Source organism: Mucilaginibacter sp. 22184 (assembly GCF_052045695.1).
Taxonomy (GTDB): domain Bacteria; phylum Bacteroidota; class Bacteroidia; order Sphingobacteriales; family Sphingobacteriaceae; genus Mucilaginibacter.
In genome coordinates, this window is sequence record NZ_JBQEPI010000012.1 from 151,984 (window position 1) to 170,201 (window position 18,218).

At 43.4% G+C, this 18,218-nt stretch carries 13 protein-coding genes; 6 read left to right on the top strand and 7 right to left on the bottom strand.

Annotated elements, in window-relative coordinates; all coding sequences use genetic code 11:
• Window positions 1-29: 29 nt before the first annotated feature.
• Window positions 30-824, bottom strand: a complete 795-nt coding sequence (locus ACTJKG_RS24480) for a hypothetical protein (protein ID WP_440740656.1) — start codon at window positions 822-824, stop codon at window positions 30-32.
• Between the two features lie 206 nt (window positions 825-1,030).
• Here ACTJKG_RS24480 and leuS point away from each other — a divergent pair, with 206 nt between their 5' ends.
• Window positions 1,031-3,835, top strand: coding sequence for a leucine--tRNA ligase (gene leuS, locus ACTJKG_RS24485; protein WP_172337723.1), 2,805 nt, complete (start codon window positions 1,031-1,033; stop codon window positions 3,833-3,835).
• Window positions 3,836-4,176: 341 nt separating this feature from the next.
• The gene (locus ACTJKG_RS24490) at window positions 4,177-6,705 is read left to right on the top strand and encodes a TonB-dependent receptor domain-containing protein (RefSeq protein WP_440740657.1); all 2,529 of its coding nucleotides are present in this window, start codon (window positions 4,177-4,179) and stop codon (window positions 6,703-6,705) included.
• A 209-nt stretch (window positions 6,706-6,914) separates the two neighbouring features.
• On the opposite strand, the gene ACTJKG_RS24495 is transcribed toward ACTJKG_RS24490, so the two are convergent.
• On the bottom strand, window positions 6,915-7,616 hold the full coding sequence (locus ACTJKG_RS24495; RefSeq protein ID WP_440740673.1) for a MutS-related protein: 702 nt from the start codon (window positions 7,614-7,616) through the stop codon (window positions 6,915-6,917).
• A 1,179-nt stretch (window positions 7,617-8,795) separates the two neighbouring features.
• On the opposite strand from ACTJKG_RS24495, the gene rlmH reads away from it, so the two are divergent.
• The 3 genes from rlmH (at window position 8,796) to ACTJKG_RS24510 (ending at window position 11,317) form a co-directional block, all read left to right on the top strand.
• The gene (rlmH, locus tag ACTJKG_RS24500; protein WP_172337288.1) at window positions 8,796-9,269 is read left to right on the top strand and encodes a 23S rRNA (pseudouridine(1915)-N(3))-methyltransferase RlmH; all 474 of its coding nucleotides are present in this window, start codon (window positions 8,796-8,798) and stop codon (window positions 9,267-9,269) included.
• A gap of 195 nt (window positions 9,270-9,464) precedes the next feature.
• On the top strand, window positions 9,465-10,394 hold the full coding sequence (locus ACTJKG_RS24505) for a cation diffusion facilitator family transporter (protein ID WP_440740658.1): 930 nt from the start codon (window positions 9,465-9,467) through the stop codon (window positions 10,392-10,394).
• 512 nt (window positions 10,395-10,906) lie between these two features.
• Entirely contained in the window at window positions 10,907-11,317 is a 411-nt protein-coding gene (locus ACTJKG_RS24510) for a Dabb family protein (RefSeq protein WP_440740659.1), read from the top strand.
• Between the two features lie 230 nt (window positions 11,318-11,547).
• Here the strand turns inward: ACTJKG_RS24510 and ACTJKG_RS24515 are convergent, their stop codons facing one another.
• Together ACTJKG_RS24515 and ACTJKG_RS24520 are read right to left on the bottom strand one after the other, a co-directional pair.
• Window positions 11,548-12,063 carry a DUF5606 family protein gene (locus ACTJKG_RS24515; protein ID WP_440740660.1) on the bottom strand — a complete coding sequence of 172 codons (516 nt, stop codon included), beginning with the start codon at window positions 12,061-12,063 and terminating at the stop codon, window positions 11,548-11,550.
• A gap of 84 nt (window positions 12,064-12,147) precedes the next feature.
• A complete protein-coding gene (locus ACTJKG_RS24520; protein WP_440740661.1) occupies window positions 12,148-12,585 on the bottom strand; it encodes a peptidylprolyl isomerase in 438 nt (145 codons plus the stop codon).
• Between the two features lie 236 nt (window positions 12,586-12,821).
• On the opposite strand from ACTJKG_RS24520, the gene ACTJKG_RS24525 reads away from it, so the two are divergent.
• Window positions 12,822-14,003, top strand: coding sequence for an asparagine synthetase B (locus ACTJKG_RS24525; protein ID WP_216650661.1), 1,182 nt, complete (start codon window positions 12,822-12,824; stop codon window positions 14,001-14,003).
• Window positions 14,004-14,132: 129 nt separating this feature from the next.
• Here the strand turns inward: ACTJKG_RS24525 and ACTJKG_RS24530 are convergent, their stop codons facing one another.
• Genes ACTJKG_RS24530 through lpxK form a run of 3 tightly spaced genes read right to left on the bottom strand, consistent with a single transcriptional unit; the run spans window position 14,133 to window position 18,218 of the window.
• Window positions 14,133-16,325 (bottom strand): putative porin, encoded by a 2,193-nt coding sequence (locus tag ACTJKG_RS24530; RefSeq protein WP_371742475.1) that lies wholly within the window; start codon window positions 16,323-16,325, stop codon window positions 14,133-14,135.
• Between the two features lie 50 nt (window positions 16,326-16,375).
• Window positions 16,376-17,191, bottom strand: a complete 816-nt coding sequence (locus tag ACTJKG_RS24535) for a purine-nucleoside phosphorylase (protein WP_440740662.1) — start codon at window positions 17,189-17,191, stop codon at window positions 16,376-16,378.
• A complete protein-coding gene (gene lpxK / locus ACTJKG_RS24540; protein WP_440740663.1) occupies window positions 17,154-18,218 on the bottom strand; it encodes a tetraacyldisaccharide 4'-kinase in 1,065 nt (354 codons plus the stop codon). Before lpxK ends, ACTJKG_RS24535 begins: the two co-directional genes overlap by 38 nt.

The window sequence follows — 18,218 nt, forward strand, 5'->3', positions numbered from 1 at the left end:
TTGCATTTTTTGAACCTGGTGAAGAATCGCTATACCGGGAGCCCCGTTTGCAGATCATAAGTATAGGTAACACCGTTAATCACTATTTTTACCCGGTGGCCGCCCATGAACTGGATAGTGCCCTTATAATCCCACATACCATCGGCACCGCTGCCTTTGGTGGCAAAGCTGGCCGAGCCGCTGATAATATCCCCCTCTTTTGTAGGATCAATAACGAGCGCGTTAAACGAATAATTATAGCTGGAAATACTCGTTTTTTCTGCTTTTGTTTTGGCTTGTAAGTTGGCATAAACATTCATAGAGCCGGTCATGGATAGCTGCGAGTTCTTATTGCCTGGTGTTAACAGCTTCATGTTGAGTGTTTCGCCGCTTTTGGTTAGTGCGATGTAATCGTTGGAGGTAATGGTAACATATAAACTATCATACACACTGATGCCCGAAAGCGTACCGCCCGTGCATTGTACGTTATATTTGATCTTGTTCCAGATGTTGAATTTGGCGGTGTCGCTCAGATCCAAACCGAACTGAAATGCCGTATCTATCTTAAAATCGCAATCCGGACTTTGAGTGGATTGTACTTTAAGGCGCCCCTTGTGGTTTTGATCCATATTTTGGGGCATATTGGCACCATCAGCAATATTGAAGGAACCATATTCACCGTATAGTATCTGTTTAAGGTTCATCACTACGTTGCTGCTTACCACTTTGGTGCTTACCGTACTGGGATTGCTTTTGTTATTAATATTGGCCGATTTGATACAAGCCGAGTAAGTAATAGCGATGCAGGCAAGTGATAAAAAGGTGAGTTTGGAGTATTGTTTCATAATAAAGGTTTGGTATTCTGTGCAAATTTAACTTATTATCAATGAATTAAGATAAAGGGAAAGCAAATTAATTTGCGCGGATAATGAAATGTAAAACTATCGCCAGGAGAATATTATCCGCAGAACATAACAAACAAAGCATCAATATACTACCAAACTAATAGGTATTTTCTTAATTTCGCAACCTCATACGTGTAAACAATAAAATGGACTATCAATTTAAAGATATAGAGCAAAAGTGGCAACAGTTTTGGGCCCAGAACGGAACCTTTAAAGCTGAAGATAAAAGCGCCAAACCTAAATATTATGTGCTGGATATGTTCCCTTACCCATCGGGTGCGGGGCTGCATGTGGGCCATCCGCTGGGTTATATTGCCTCTGATATTTTTGCACGCTATAAACGTTTAAAAGGTTTTAATGTGCTGCACCCCATGGGTTACGATAGCTTTGGCTTACCGGCCGAGCAGTATGCCATACAAACCGGTCAGCACCCTGCTATTACTACCGAAGCCAATATTGCTACTTATCGCCGCCAGTTAGATCAGATCGGTTTTTCGTTTGATTGGAGCCGGGAAGTGCGTACCAGCTCGCCCGATTATTATAAATGGACGCAGTGGATCTTTATGCAGCTGTTCAACTCGTGGTATAATAAGGATGCCGATAAGGCCGAATCCATTGCCAAATTGGTAGAACATTTTGAGCAAAAAGGTTCAGCAGGTATTAATGCTGTAAGTGATGAAGAAGTTTTAAGTTTTACTGCTGATGAGTGGAAGGCCCTGGGCAACCGCGAACAGCAAAATGAACTGTTAAAATACCGTTTAACCTATCTGCGCGAAAGCACTGTAAACTGGTGCGCCGCTTTGGGTACCGTGTTAGCTAATGATGAGGTAAAAGACGGCTTTAGCGAGCGCGGTGGCTACCCGGTAGAACAAAAGAAAATGATGCAGTGGAGCATGCGCATCACCGCCTATGCCGAACGCCTATTGCAAGGCCTTGACACTATTGACTGGCCCGAGCCACTGAAAGAAATGCAGCGCAACTGGATAGGCAAAAGCACTGGTGCAAGTGTGAAGTTTCCGATTGAGAAAGCCACTCACCACTCATCGCTCACCACTCACGAATTCATAGAAGTTTTCACCACCCGTGTGGATACCATTTTTGGGGTTACCTTTTTGGTGATCGCGCCGGAGCATGAATTGGTGGCTGCTTTAACTACGCCTGAACAAAAAGCTGATATTGAAGCCTACATCGCTCAAACTAAAAAGAAATCGGAGCTGGACAGGATGGCTGATGCCAAAACCGTATCTGGTGCCTTTACCGGTAGCTACGTATTGAACCCGTTGAATAACGAAAGGATCCCGATATGGATAGCTGATTATGTTTTGGCGGGATATGGTACCGGGGCCGTAATGGCCGTACCATCGGGCGATCAGCGCGATTATCTATTTGCCAAGCATTTTAACCTGCCGATAGTACCTATTATCGACATACAAAATATTGAAAACGAAGCCGACCCAACCAAAGAAGGTAAGTATATCAATTCCGACTTTATGAATGGCCTGGCTTACAAAGAAGCGACAGCCGCGGTGATAGCCAAACTGGAAGCCATTGGCGCCGGTAAAGCCAAGGTAAACTTCAGAATGCGCGATGCCATATTTGGCCGTCAGCGTTACTGGGGTGAGCCTGTGCCGGTATACTTTAAAGATGGACTGCCTCATTTAATTGAAGAACAGCATTTACCATTGTTATTGCCCGAAGTGGATAAATACTTACCAACCGAAACCGGCGAGCCGCCATTAGGTAGAGCAGAAGGTTGGAAACATCCAGAAGGCGAATATGAATTGAGCACCATGCCCGGCTGGGCTGGTAGCAGCTGGTACTGGTACCGCTATATGGATGCCCACAATGATCAGGAATTTGCATCCAAAGAGGCCATAGCTTATTGGAAAGATGTCGACTTATATATCGGCGGCAGCGAGCATGCTACCGGGCACTTATTGTACAGCCGTTTCTGGAATAAGTTTATGAAAGATTTGGACCTGGTAATTGAGGAAGAGCCTTTTAAAAAGCTCATCAATCAAGGGATGATACAGGGCCGTAGTAATTTTGTATATCGTTTAATTGATGAAGAGGGGCGTGGAACCAACACTTTCGTGTCTCATGGATTGATCAAAGACTACAAAACTTCACCATTACATGTGGATGTGAATATTGTAGAGAACGAAGTGCTGAATTTGGAAAAGTTCAAAAAATTCAGACCGGAGTTTGAAACAGCTGATTTTATATTGGAAAACGGCAAATACATTTGTGGTGTTGAGGTTGAAAAAATGTCAAAGTCCAAGTTCAACGTAGTTAACCCGGATGACATTATCAGCCGTTACGGCGCCGATACCCTGCGCATGTACGAAATGTTCCTGGGCCCATTGGAGCAAAGCAAACCATGGAATACCAATGGTATCGAAGGCGTGTTTAAATTCCTGCGTAAGTTCTGGCGTTTGTTCCACAATGAAGCCTGGGAGTTTAGCGTATCTGACGCAGAGCCTTCAAAAGCAGAGTTAAAATCGTTACACAAGATCATCCGCAAGGTAGAAGAAGATGTGGAGCGTTTCTCGTTCAATACCTCGGTATCCAGCTTTATGATCGCGGTAAACGAGCTCACCGATCTGAAATGTAACAACCGCGCCATTTTGCAGGATATGGTGATCGTATTGTCATCATACGCGCCGCACATTTGTGAGGAATTGTGGACCTTGTTAGGTAACCCTGCCGGTAGTTTATCCTATGCGCCGTATCCAAAATTCAACAGCGCTTACTTGGTTGAGGACGAGTTTGCTTACCCGATCTCTATCAACGGTAAAACAAAAATGAACCTCAATATATCATTAAGCCTTGAACCAAAAGCTATTGAAGAATTTGTGTTGGCCAACGCCGATGTACAACGATACCTGGACGGCAAAGCCCCTAAAAAAGTGATCGTAGTAAAAGGCCGGATTGTGAATATGGTGGTTTAAGCCCCGGCCCTAAAGGGGGAGTGATAAAAGCTGTAGAAAACCCGTTTTCGCCTTAGGCAAAAACGGGTTTTCTAATAACAAACGCGTCATTGCGAGCGTAGCGTGGCAATCCCCAATTAGCAGGGCCGCTCTGTAAATAGGGGATTGCCACGTCGTTCCTCCTCGCAATGACGTTAGGAGGGGGAATACCAGTCCAACAAAGTTCCTTCACTAAAGTTTACACAGAATTAATATCTTCTTAGTGTAACATATACATGACAATTGCTATTTTCCTAAAAAAATAAAAGTTTGGGGTGTAACATTTAATCTATTTTCGCCTCCAATTACGAAAATCCTTATAAATGAAACGTTTTTACATACTTATAGCACTTTTTTGTTTTGCGCTTTCGGCAAAGGCCCAGTTTGGTGTGGGGGGAAGTGGTCCAACAACTACGGGCCGTATATCGGGTACCGTAATTGATTCGGTTACCAAAAAACCAATGGATTACACTACAGTAGGTTTATATCGCAGCGGTGGTAAATCGCCCATAACTGGTGTAGTTACCGATGAGAAAGGTAATTTTAAACTGGATAATGTTAAACCCGGCAGTTATAAACTGGTGATATCATTTATCGGTTACCCGGCAAAAACTATTGATCCGGTGGTTACTACTGCGTCAAAGCCGGATAATAAAGTGGGCAATGTGCTTTTGTCTCCGGGTGCTCACGCGTTAGCACAGGTTAACGTAGTTGGCCAGGCTCCGCTTATCGAAAATAAGATCGATAAAATTGTTTACAATGCCGAAAAAGACCTTACCGCCGCGGGTGGTAATGCTACAGATGTGTTGCAGAAAGTACCTATGGTTTCGGTAGATATCAACGGTAACGTAGCAGTACGTGGTGACCAAAACGTACGTGTATTGATCAACGGTAAACCATCTGGCGCTACATCGGCCAGTTTATCAGATGTGTTAAAAACCATCCCTGCCGATCAGATAAAAAGTATTGAGGTGGTAACCTCTCCGTCGGCCAAGTATGATGCCGAAGGTTCTGGTGGTATAATTAACATCATCACTAAACAAAAAAATGTTTCGGGTATAAGTGGCTCCATAAGTGGTGGTGTTGGTACACGCCAAAATAACGGTAACATGAATCTAAACTATAATAAGAACCGCTTTAGTTTAGGCATCAACGCGGGTGGTAACTTAACCTGGCCGCAAACTTCACTCACTAACTTTGATCAGGTATTGAAAGATGATAATGGCAATGAGATAACACATAACTTTAATAAGTCAACCAGCCGCATAAAAAGGCATGGGGCTATTGGTTCTGTTACAGTAGGTTATGAGTTTAACGCGTTTAATAGCATTAACTCTACCTTCAGGCTTAATGATGGTGGTTTTAATATCGATGGTAGTGGTGTTAATAATGCCAATTTGCTACAATATACAAGCCAAAGCATGTCACATAACCATTTTGGTGGTTTCGACTGGAGTTTAGATTATACGCATAAGTTTAAAAAAGAAGGTGAAGAGCTGACCGTATCCGGGCAATGGAGCCACAGTAATATTACTACAGATTATACCAACTTATTCACCGCGCTGAACCCAAGCCAAATCGGTGATAATAATGGTAAAAATAATGAGTATACTTTCCAGGCCGATTATACCCTGCCGGTAAATAAGTTGTTGAAGATAGAAGCCGGCGGTAAAACTATTCAGCGCCGTATTAACAGTAACTATGATATATTCAATACGGATGATCTGGGAAATGGCGCAGTACGTGATTCACTGAACTCCAATTTGTATGATTATACCCAAAATGTATATGCTGGTTATACCGTGTTAACTTTTACACTGCCTAAAAGCTGGTCGATATTAGCTGGTGGCCGTGTTGAGAATACCCGCATTAAAGGCGATCCGCAAAATCCTTTCCAGGATGCCAATAGCAACCTGTTCCAGAATTTGCAGCCGTTTAGCTCAAGCTATACTACCTATATCCCAAGCTTAACTGTTCAAAAACAAATTGGTAACCAAACCATTAAATTATCATACAGCAAACGTATACAAAGGCCAAGCCTGCAGTTCCTGAATCCGTTCATTAATCGCAGCAATATCCAAAACCAAAGCGTAGGTAACCCTAACCTGGCGCCTGAGGTATCGCAAACTATCGAGTTAGGGTATAATACCTTTATCAAATCGTCGGTACTGAACTTTTCGGTTTATTACAAAAGAACCAATAACCTGATAGAGGGTATCGCCGAAGGCTTGCCAGCTACCGAAATAATCAGCGGTGATACCGTTAGAGGTACACGTACCACCTACCGTAACGTTGGTCGCAATAATTCATTCGGTGCTAGTTTCTTTGGATCTGTAAGCCCGGTAAAAGCGTTGACTATAAGGGCAAGCATCAATGGTTATACTTATAGCCCAACTATATTTGATCAGTTTGCTGGCAGCGCTTCAAAAGTGGGTACTTATTTTCAATACACCGCTTTCGCCAGCGCTTCTTACCAGTTTGAACATAACTTCCTGGTGGAGCTGTTCGGGTTTAATAACTCGTCACGCAGAACTATACAGGGTACAAACCCGGCCTTTGGCATCTACGCGTTTGGTGTTAAGAAGCAGTTTATGAATAAAAAACTCGCTGTTGGCTTCAATACTGTACAGCCATTTGCCCGCGATAAACATTTCGACCAAAACATCAGCAGCCCTACATTTACCCAAACCAGCTCAACGGCATTTCCATTCCGCTCATTTGGTTTAACGTTTAGCTACAGCTTTGGTAAAACTACCTTCAGCAACCCTAATCAACAGAAAAAAGGCGTTAATAACGACGACCAGAAACAAGGTGATCAAAGCGGAGGCCAGGGTGGCCCAGGCGGCAGATAAGATGCTGGAGTCAAGAAGTTAGAATCAAGAATGAAGACTTTTTTAAAACAAAGAAAGCCCCCGATTAATCGGGGGCTTTCTTTGTTTGTAACCCATCACGTCATTGCGAGCGTAGCGTGGCAATCCCAAACTATACAGAGCGGCTCTGCTAATCGGGGATTGCCACGCTACGCTCGCAATGACGGTAGTTTTATCAGTAGCCCCTGCATCTATTCCTCTGCTTCTACATTGATACCTATCTGCTTTAGCAGCAGCGAAGCATTAAAAGTTTTACACTCGCCATGTTTGATCTTGTAATCAAACAGCATTTCGCCGTCTTTAACCTGGATATCAAAATAAAAATTGCGTACATAATCGGGGTATTTGGTTTCCAGCTGGGCAATCTGCAGATCGTGTGTGGCTACCATACCTACCGCTTTTTTAGCTATTAACTGTTCAATGACCGCTTTTGAGCCCAGGTATTTATCAACTGAGTTGGTGCCCCTCAGCATTTCATCTATCAGGAAAAATATTTTTGGTTCATTTTGCACCGCGGCCAGTAGCATTTGCAGGCGGTCGAGCTCGGCCTTAAAAGTAGAGGTGCTTTCGTTCAGCGAATCTTTAATGCGCATATAGCTAATGATGGTAATAACCGATACCTGCATGCTTTTGGCACATACTGGTGCACCGCAAAGAGCCAGTATAGTATTAATACCAATGGTGCGCAAAAAAGTACTCTTACCAGCCATGTTTGATCCCGTAATGATATCTACCTTAAAGGCATCATTCAATTCATAGTCATTGGCGATGCGCTTGTTTACGTTAATAAGCGGATGGGCCAGGCCCTGTGCAGATAGCGTATACGCATCACGGTCATCAATTAGTGGGAAATTCCATTCCGGGTAGTTGATGGCCAGTCCGGCTAAACTCAATAGCGCCTCAAATTCGGCAATTACGTCAAAGGCAACTTCCAGGCTTTCATTATTCTGGCGTTTCCAGTTCTCAATGGCTATAACCTGGCGTATATCCCATAAAAAGAATAAATTAAGCACAAAGGCTATGATCATATTCAAATGGTAATTGAGCTTATTGATCAGTGTGGCTAATTCTTTTATTTTGTTGGATATTTGTCCGGTTTTAAGTTGCTCAGCCAGGTGAGTGTTATACGCAGCCTGCCATTTTTCATCTTCAATGCGTTCAAAAACATCGGCATAATTGGCCAGGGTATTGCCTATCTTACCTGCTATCAGATCGGCCTTGGTGATGTACATGGCTTTGGAAAAAACCAGGCCCATATTGATGACGCCCACCAAAACCGCCACTAGCCTTACTATGGGGAAAAACCAGGCCAACACTAAAAGCCCGGTGAACAGGTACGGCGCTATCCTGGTATAACGGTCGAGCCATTTTTCGCCCGGCATATTTAGTGGCATGTGCAGGTATTTAAAAAGATTGGGTAGCTGGTTCGCATCCTGTTTCAGGGCAAATAACAACCGGGTTTGGATATCCAGTTTCCAGTTGTTTTTCGCGGCGATCTCCTGTACGGCAGTCTGGCGTTGCAGGATAACCTCTTTGGGTGATGGCTTATCAAACCATTGTGCCAGCTTATTATTGCCGGTTGATGTAGCCGTACGGTTTACCAGTTGATAAAGGGAGGCATTGCCAAAAATGTCCAGATCAGCCGTGTAATAGTGTTTCTCGTTGCCAAACCGGGTGCCATCGTTATAAATACTGGCATGGGTTAATATGTTATCGATCTCGTTAAGATTCACCTTTTGCAGGTCCTCAAAATATTGTTTCTGGCGCTCATACTTGCTTTGGCGCGACACCAGCCAGGCAAAAGCGAAAACAAGTACCACAAACGCAACGGCTACAATACTAAAATTATCAAACTGTACAGCAATACAGATAGCCACTACAATAAGCGCGAAGATACTGAGCCGCAACAGGGAGTAGGTATTGGCCAGTTTTTTATATTTACCGGCTTCCTGACCGGCCGCGGCAGCACGTTGCTCATAATCGTTAATAATATCCTGTTGCATAATTGGTGTTAAAAAAATTGTGGCTAAATAAACACATATATTTTAAATAAACGTTTATTTGTTCAATATATGAAGATCACTTTTTTAACAGTTGGTAAAACCGAAGATGCTTATTTAAAAGAAGGTATCGACAAGTATGTAAAGCGCCTGAAGCATTACACCAAACTGGAATTGGTTGAAATTAACGAACTGAAAAACACCAAAGCCCTCAGTGCCGAACAACAGAAGGCCAAAGAAGCCGAGCTGATACTCAAAAAGGTAACCCCGCTCGACTATCTCATTTTACTGGATGAAAAGGGCAGTGAATATTCATCAACCCAGTTTGCTGCATATATCAATAAAAAAGAGATCAGCTCATCGGCCAATATGATATTTGTTATCGGCGGCCCTTATGGTTTTGATCAATCCGTTTATCAGCGGGCCAATGATAAAATATCGCTGTCGCGCATGACTTTTTCTCATCAGATGGTACGTTTGTTTTTTGTAGAGCAGCTTTACCGCGCTTATACCATTATTAAAGGGGAGCCTTATCATCATGAATGATTTTGTCTGAACCATGATTCATAGGATTTTAGGATTAAGGGATTATTAAAAAAATCGTGGTAATCCTTTAATCTGATAAATCACGGTTCAGACAAACCATGCACATTTTTTTCCAATTGTGAACTTCTGATTAAGACAAAAATCTGCATAGCTGATATTTGCATATCTGCACATCAAAAATCCTATCTTTGTTGTATGTCAGCAGGTCACGATCATTCACATGCAGGTCATCATCATCATGACCATGCTCCCAAACTGGATCATTTGAATACCGCGTTTATCGTGGGCATCCTTTTGAATTCCATTTTTATAGTAGTTGAGGTAATAGCTGGCTTAACAACGCATTCGTTATCGTTATTAACCGATGCCGGTCATAACCTGAGCGATGTGGCCTCATTAGCCCTGGCGCTTCTGGCCTTTAAGCTCACTAAAGTAAGTGCCAATAGTAAATACACATATGGCTATAAACGGTCTACCATCATCGTATCGTTTTTTAACGCGCTGATCCTGTTTGTGGCGGTTGGTTTTATTTTGTATGAAGCCGTGGTACGTTTCCTGAACCCCGAAGTAGTATCGGGCGGTACAATGGCCTGGGTGGCTTTTATTGGTATTGCCATTAATGGCTTTACTGCATGGCTTTTTGTAAAGGATAAGGATAAAGATCTGAACGTAAAAGGCGCCTACCTGCATATGGCGGTTGATGCCATAGTTTCATTTGGGGTAGTGATATCTGGTTTGATCATCTATTTCACCAAGATCTATTGGATTGATAGCGTAGTGAGCGTAATTATAGGCATTGTGATATTACGTGGCACCTGGAGCCTGCTTAAAGATAGCCTGCGCCTGGAAATGGATGGCGTGCCTGCCGAAATGGACCTGGAAAAAATCAAAGCCGAGCTGATGAAAGGTAAAGGCGTGGTTGATGTGCACCACATGCACGTATGGGCGCTGAGCACTACCGAAAACGCGCTGACCGCCCACCTGGTGATCAAACCGGAAGCCATGGCCGAGTTTGATAATATTAAACACGACCTGCGCCACCGCCTGGAACATCTTGATATAAACCACAGCACCTTTGAACCTGAGTTTGCCGACGAAAAGTGCAAACAACTGGAGTGCTTGTAAGAGATGAATTATCCATCTTCTTCGCGTCATTGCGAGAAGGAACGACGTGGCAATCCCCGATTTACAGAGCGCTCAAGTAACTAATATTATTCTTCAGAGATTATGCTGATAAGATATTGGTTCGAATTTCAATACAACCATTGTAGGGAGCTTCCTGGTGGATTAGGTTTGGGATGTGGTATAACCGCATATAATTATGAAGATGCGCTCTTTTTGTTAAGTACGGAGGTATTTAAAAACACCCCTTTAGCTCCTATAAAGAAAGTAATTGAAAATGTGGATGTATCAACCTTAGAGGCGGGGCATGTTTTGCCTAACATTTTGCCTACCAATTGGAGGGGTATTTGGTATCCTGAATTTTAAATTGATAGGCCTGTTATGCTGAGCCTGCCGAAGCATGGCGGGCAGGCCTATCCGCGCGATCCTTCGACAAGCTCAGGATGACAGGCCTTCCTTTTAATACTGGCGAAGTAAATAATTCTTGCTAATTTAAGGCCATTATTTAATCTGCCATGAAAACCAACAGACGCAAATTTATAACCACTACGGCAGCTTTGGCTGCCGGAACCGTAGCAACCTCAGCAATGACATTATCAGCGTATCAAAAAGACGAATTTCCGGTAGTTCACCATGTATTTTTCTGGCTTAAGAATCCTGGTTCAATTGAGGACCGTGACAAGCTCGTAGCAGGAGTAAAAACCCTCGCCAAAATTGAAACCATCAAGAAACTCAAAGTAGGCGTTGTAGCCAGCACCGAAAAACGCGACGTGGTAGATAATAGTTGGGCAGTATCCGAGCTGATGTTCTTTAGCGACCTGGCCGGACAAGCCACCTACCAAACCCATCCCATACACCTGGAATTTATTAAAAATTGTGGTCACCTGTGGGAAAAGGTTATTGTGTATGATGCGGTGGACGCGTAGGTACAATAAAACAACACGTCATTGAGCAATCCCTAACTACAGAGCGGCTCTACAAATCGGGGATTATTAATGCGTTATTGTTTTCTCAAGGTATTAATGAGCTCCCTTCGGTCGGTTGGCCGTTTCGTTACTCCTCGCAATGACGTGATGAAGAATATTGAATAAAGTATTGTAAAACAGCAACGCCCCAATAATTATTACCGGGGCGTTGTTATTTTAAAGCGTATAGCTTATGCTTTCTTGGCTGGAGCTTTTTTAGCTTTTGCCTTTGTTGCTGCAGCTGGTGCCGGTTCGGCAACTTCTTCAACGGCAACAGGAGCTTCAACAGCCGGAGCAGCAGCTTCTGCCGGTGCAACGGTGGGGTCTGGCTCGTTAAAAAGTGGCAGATCTTTTAACAGTTGAAACCATGATATCACTTTTTTCATGTCGGAGGCATAAACTTTCTCTTCGTCATGATCAGGAGCTACTTCAAAAAAGAACTCCCGTAATTTTTTACCGTCGGCTTTAGCGTCCGGGATGTTGGCAGCGCCTTTCATCTGCTCAAAAACATCAGTCAGTTTAATATCATCATCAACTCCAAAAATGGTGATCTCGCTTAGCGCCGCTAACTTAGCGGTTGACAGATTGGCTATCAGTTTGGTTTTTTGCGCATCAAGGCTTTCCAGCACATAACCATTTTTGTTTTGTGCCAGGGCTTTCCATAAACCCGGTTTGCCCGATACGGCTACAATTCCTTGTAAATTCATTTGTTTTATCAGTTGTGAGTTTTGAGTATTGGGTTTTGAGTGAGGTGTTAAACTCATCACTCAAAACTCCCAACTCTTTATTAATTAGTCTTCTATTACTTCGATAGTTAAAATTTTATCGCCCTGACGGATAGCATCAACCACTTCAACGTTTTCAACAACTTTACCAAAAACGGTATGGTTACGATCCAGGTGAGCAGTATTATCGCGGCTGTGGCAAATGAAAAACTGTGAACCACCGGTGTTACGGCCAGCGTGAGCCATTGAAAGCACGCCACGGTCATGATATTGGTTGTCACCGGTTAATTCGCAATCAATTTTGTAACCCGGGCCACCAGCACCTGTACCGGTTGGGTCACCGCCTTGAATCACAAAGTTCGGGATAACGCGGTGAAAGGTCACGTTGTCATAAAATTTTGATTTCGCTAATTTTCGAAAGTTAGCAACAGTATTTGGGGCATCTTTGTCGAAAAACTCAACAGTCATATCGCCCTTTTCGGTTTTGATAATTGCTTTGCTCATTTTATTTGTTTTTTGGAAAACAGTTGGCAAAGGTAATAATTTTGAGCTGAAAGGGAAAAGGATTTTAGAGAGGTGAAAGGCAAAAGGAGAAAGGTGTTCTCATTTCATTTTTTACCAACCGTAATACATTCTGTGTTTATTCGTTAAATTTGAAAATGAAGTATTTTAAATACCTTTTTGCTTTTGCCTTTTGCCTTTTGCCTTTTCTTACTCGGGCTGCTTCAATCCTGCTCCCGATGGATGATGAACAGAAGGATCACCTCAAATCATACGGCATTGCTTTCTGGACGCTGAAGAATGGCGAAGAGGTGGATTGGTTGCTGAACTATCGCGGCGGCAGCTTTATGATGAAGTACGATCAGAAGATTGAAGAGGAGTGTAAGGTACGTGGTGTAAGTTACCAGGTACTGGCTGATGCCAAAGTAAGCGAAATACTGACCGAAGTAAGCGATCCCTCGGTGAACATGGATGTGATCAAATTAGAAAAAGCACCCAAAATGGCGGTGTACTCGCCAAAGAGCAAAATGCCCTGGGATGATGCCGTTACCCTGGTGCTGAAATATGCAGAAATACCCTATGACGTGGTTTACGACGAAGAAGTAATTCGGGGTGATTTGCCTAAGTACGACTGGCTGCACCTGCACCATGAGGATTTTACAGGGCAGTACAGCAAATTTTATGGTGCTTACCGGTTTGCCCAATGGTATATTGATGATATGAAAGGGCAGGAAGAGCTGGCCCACAAACTGGGGTTTAAAAAGGTATCCAAAATGAAACTGGCTGTTGCCAAAAATATCCGTGATTTTTGTGCGGGCGGGGGCTTCTTGTTTGCGATGTGCTCGGGTACCGATACTTTTGATATTGCCCTGGCCGCGGCCAATACCGATATCTGCGAAAGTATGTTTGATGGCGATCCGGCAGACCCGGACGCGCAGTCGAAACTGGATTTTACGCAAACCTTCGCTTTTCAGAACTTTGCACTGGATATGAACCCTATATCGCACCAGTTTAGCAATATTGATGTAACCAGTACCCGCCAGATTGATCGGACGCGTGATTTTTTTACGCTGTTTGATTTTTCGGCCAAGTGGGATGTGGTACCCAGTATGCTTACGCAGGATCATGATAAGGTGATCAAGGGTTTTATGGGATTAACCACCGCTTTTAACAAAAGCATGCTGAAGCCCGGTGTAACCATTATGGGCGAAATGAAAACCGCTAACGAAGCCCGCTACATCCACGGCGAATACGGTAAAGGGCAATGGACATTCTACGGCGGTCATGACCCTGAGGATTACCAGCACGCGGTAGGTGACCCACCAACCGACTTGAAACTGCACCCCAATTCGCCAGGTTATCGACTGATCTTAAACAACGTATTGTTCCCGGCAGCCAAAAAGAAGAAACAGAAAACTTGATTATTGGAGTGAGTGTGGGGTGTGAGAGCGGGGCATGGGTGTGAAGAAGATCTCGTTGTTCAATTGAAAAACAAGGATCTCTTCTGTTTTTAAAAACAACGCTCCCGCACTAACACTGGCTCTCACACTCTAGTTATAAAACGTCCAGCTTACACCGAATTTGAGGAGGCGGTCCTGTTGTGGGTATCTGTTCACGGTGTAATATCCCTTGCTTGACAGGCCCTGGTTGGCATAATCATACATCAGGAATAAATTGGTACGTTGCAAGGTGGCCTTGAAATATACGGATGCTACCGGATACGATGAGAAGGTAACATTTGGTCCGTTATAAAACTGGCCTAAACCAACCGCGTACGATGGCGCCACATATTCTGAATTATAACGCACGCTTACCCCAAACGCCGATTGCAGTACGTTGAAAAATGTTTTGGTGAGATACAGGTTACTGTATGTATATATCTCCGGTGTGCGCAGGGTTGATTGATAGTCGGTTTTTTGATAAACCACAAAATTATCAAAATGCAGATTGCGCCATTGTAAACTTTTGCCAACGCTTATCTTCAATAAGTTAATATCGCTGCTGAGTTGTGTCGGGTGCGCGTCGTTACCACCATCCTGCGCGGTAAAGTACAGGTAATTAGATAGTAAAAAATACTCCACCTTTACATCAAACTGTAAGGGGGCATTAATGTAATTGAAGGATAAACTGGTTGTTTTTTGATTGCTGAAATCATTGTGGAAAATATAATGATTGGATATCCAGTTGGTATACACCAGTGGTGGCGAACTATTTTGGGTATAGGCTTCTAAAATAACTTTACCTACCCTGCCTCCTCCGGCCAGGTTGAGTTTGGCATCGTACAAATAGTTGCCAAAATCGCGGCCCTGTACTATCTGCCTGAAATCGGCATCTAAACCTATACGATCGCTAAAACGGTAACCCAATTTGGCCTTAAGGGTAATATCCTGAAAAGTAGTGTTTTGTACCTTATCCTGGTGAAGGTATTTGGCTCCATACTGGTTCAGGGCGGTATCGCTCACAAATTGGGCGTAATGCCAAAAATCGTGTACCAGTCCCAGGTCAAGTTTTAATTCGTTCTTAACAAACTTAACCGATTTGCTGCGCAGGTAAAAGCTATACGAAAACTCATTCTGAATGTGTGTATATACCGTCGAATCGCGCGAGCGATTATTGCTGTAGTAATAATCTGGAAATACGTTATAAGTATCAACGCCGCTTTCGATATAGTTATACCTGCCACTTTTAATGTTGAGCGTATGTGCCACACGCTGTGTAGGTAAAACCTTGGAATTCTCTTTACCCTTATTCAAACTGTCAATACGGCCCAGGTAGTAAAACTGTTTAATATATAAGCCTTTGTCGTTCCAGTTCTCGTAGCTGTTGGGTAAACGGACGGGGGCGTTCGCTTTAAAGAATACGGAGCCCGGAGCGCTTGTAAAAACTGAATCATTTAATATGGATCCGGTTTCGGGGGCTTTCAGGTTGTTAAACGTGGCGTTTGCCAACAAATTATAACGCTTGCTTTTCGACTCGTACCAGGTAAATATGGCCGCGTTTAAACCGCTTACGTTTTGCCCCAACACACTGCTGCTGCTATAATAACCTTTGGATCCGTTAAAATTTAAATTAAAGCCCACATTCCAGTTGGGTTTAATATTTTGGGTATGGATTACCTTAAATATCTGTTCGGCCGAACTGCCAAATCCGTTAAAAAGCGATAGGTTGGAGTAGGCTACCCGGGTATTGTAATAATTGATATCCTGCGGTTGAATGGTATAAATATCAAGAGCGTGCAGGCCTACATCAAACCCAATGGTTTTAGAGGGTTCAAACAAGAGGCTCCTTTGCGCAAGCCCGGTATAACCCAGGTGTATGCGTGGGTTCCGGGGATCAAGCAGCGGGCTGTAATACTCAAAACGACTGATACCTGTATCGATAGCAAATGTCTGGGTACTATCGTTAAGCATCTTTTCGTTGGTTACACGAATAAATTTTGAAGTGTAAATAACAGAGTCGTGCTTATTCTCTTCCTTTTTACGCAGACTATCCAATAACTCGTCATCGCTCACCGCCCTGGTTTGTTTGATGGTGTCCCGGGTAGGTAAGGGACGTTGCCGGCCGGTTTGGTTGTATTGCGCAAAAGCGCTATGTACCGATAGGCACAGCAGGAACAATAAAATATATTTGAGCGGCCTACGTGGTGTTAGAGTCAAGATATTAGCATCAGGAATCAAGACAAAAGCCTCCTCATGTAAACGATGATGCTGTAATGCCCTGTTGAAATATTTTCTTTTATTCACTTTAAAAACTCTTTTCTTGACTCTTACCTCTTGATTCTTATCTCTTGATTCTAATTACCGGCTATCAGTTCTTTAAGTATCAGTGTTAGTTTGGGTTCGGCCTCTTCGGCAATTTTTATAATATCTTCAACAACTACCGGTTCAAGCACATCAGTAAAACCTTCATCGGTTAATACCGATATCGCGAATACAGGCAAACCCATATGGTTGGCCACTATAACTTCGGGTACGGTGCTCATGCCAACGGCATCACCGCCAATAATTCTTAAATAGTTGTATTCTGCCTTGGTTTCCAGGTTTGGCCCGGTAACAGCTACATAAACTCCTTTATGGCAAATAATATTGTTGGCTTTGGCTATTGTTAATGCTTTATCTATCAACGTACGCTGATAGGGCTGGCTCATATCCGGAAAACGGGGACCCAGCTCATTGTCATTACGCCCAACCAAAGGGTTATGTGGCTGCAGATTAATATGATCGGCTATGATCATCAGTTCGCCTTTTTTAAACTCCGGATTAAGCGAGCCGCTGGCGTTTGAAACATACAGCGATTTAATACCCAGGTATTTCATCACCCTTACCGGGAAAGTGATCTGTTGCATGCTGTAACCTTCGTAATAATGTAAACGACCCTGCATGGCCACTACCTTTTTACCGGCCAGCGTCCCAAAAATCAATTTACCCGAATGAAACTCCAGCGTCGAGATCGGAAAATCGGGAATGTTGGAGTACATCAGTTGTTTTTCAACCTCTATTTCTTTTACCAGGCCGCCAAGACCGGTACCTAAAATAATGCCTATTTCGGGTTCAAAATCGCCAATGCGGTTTTTAATGTATTGGGCTGTGCTTTGAATATTTTCTAACATAATCTGTTACTAATTTATCAAACTGTTTTTGTTGGTTATTTAAAAACTCAATGCCTATGGGCAATACCAAAATATTAAGTTTTTTCACCACCTGCTGCAGATCCTGTTCCCCTAAACGCTGCGCGTCCTTTTCTGTTGTGATGATCAGTTTTTTTTGTGCAGTGCAGGCCAAAAAATCATCGGCAAGTTTACTGATATTTTTTAAGCTAAACTGGTGATGATCGGGATATTTATGATGGATAATGTGCTGAGTTTGTTTTTTTAAATGTTCCAGTAAAGGATAGGCATTGGCTATCCCCGTAAGCAGGAATATGGTTGTGTTAGCATCTATCACCGTATCGGTAGCTTTGCCGTCCATATCCTGAAGAGGCAAATAGCTTATCGATGTGAAAAAAACGTTTTGGTGTGTCAATGGATTTACTCTCTTTATAGCGGCTGCTTGTTTCTCCTCGCTCAAAACGGCCGGGCATTTACTGATCACGATAAAATCGGCACGTTTGCGCCCGGCGAAAGGTTCACGCAGGTTACCCGCGGGCAATAGTAAACGAGGCTCGCGGATGCGATTATAATCAAACAGCAAAATGCTGAACCCGGGTTTCACGGCCCGGTGCTGGTAGGCATCATCCAGAATAATGAGATCGTGTGATGATTGTAATTGCTCAATCCCTTCCACCCGTTTTTCGGCCACGGCCACGGTAACATGGGGGAATTTGTTTTTAAATTGAGCAGGTTCATCGCCTACCGTTGCAGCATCTGCAGGGTTATTTGCCAACAGAAATCCTTCTGTTTTGCGACCATAACCCCGGCTCAGGGTAGCCAGTTTGTGGTTGCCTTTCAGCAAACGGATCAGGTATTCTGTCATCGGGCTTTTGCCTGCGCCGCCTACATCCAGGTTACCCACCGCTATCACCGGCAGATCAAATTCCCTACTTTTCAATATACCCACATTGTAGCACCAGTTGCGGATAAGCACCACCAGGCCATACAATAACGAGAAAGGGAATAAAAGCCAGCGGAGGTATATCAT